General features: G+C 71.0%; 1 protein-coding gene. It reads right to left on the reverse strand.

Annotated elements, in window-relative coordinates; all coding sequences use genetic code 11:
* The coding region (locus CCN56_RS06400) for an AMP-binding protein (RefSeq protein ID WP_143664442.1) at positions 1–878 on the reverse strand (878 nt) is incomplete at both ends.

Here is an 878-nt window from a genome sequence, read left to right on the forward strand (position 1 = left end):
GGGGCCGAAGTTCCCGTACGTCTGACCCGACACCGTCGAGACCAGGTTCCGGTGCGACGACAAGATCGCCTTCGGCCGGCCCGTCGAACCCGACGTGAACATCAGGCACGCGGAGTCGTCGGGGCTGAGCGGCAGGCCGAGGTTGCCGGGGTTGCGGGAGAGGAGTTCGCCGGGGGCCTCGATATGGGTGGCCCAGGGGCCTTCGACGCGTTCCGCGAGCGCCGACGAGGTGATGAGGTGGCTGATGCCGGCGTCGGTGGCCGCCGAGCGGAGCCGCTCATCGGGGAAGTCCGGGTCGAGCAGGGTGTAACCCGCGCCCGTCTTGACCACCGCGATCACCGCCGCCGCGAACTCCACCCCGCGCTCAAGCAGCACACCCGCCATGTCGCCACGGCCCAGGCCGCGGGACCGCAGGTGGTGGGCCCACCGGTTGGCCATCGCGTTCAGCTCCGCGTACGAGACTTCACGGTCGCCGTCGAGCAGGGCCGTCCTCTCCGGCCGGCGGACGACCTGCTCCTCGAACCGCTCGACGAGGGAGGCCTCACCCACCTCGGCGACGGTTCCGGACCACGGTCCGGTCAGCAGCTCGCGCTCCGCCTCCGACAGCACCTCCAAAGACGCCAGCAGCAGGCCGGGGTCGTCGAGCACCTGGGCCAGCACCTGGCCGAGCACCGACGCCATGCGCCGTACCGAGTCCTCGTCGAACAGTTCGGACGCGAAGAGGATCGCGCCGTGCAGGCGCCGGCTGTCGTCGGAGCGGAGCAGGAACTCGAGATCGAACTTCGCCGCCCCGTTCACGAGACCGGAGATCTCGGCGGTACGGACCCCGGGCAGGTGCAGCTCCGGAACGCCGCCCACCTCCAGGCCCAGGCAGATCT

The sequence above is a fragment of the Streptomyces sp. NRRL B-24572 genome (genome assembly GCF_002156145.1).
In the GTDB taxonomy this organism is placed as follows: Bacteria; Actinomycetota; Actinomycetes; order Streptomycetales; family Streptomycetaceae; genus Streptomyces; species Streptomyces vietnamensis.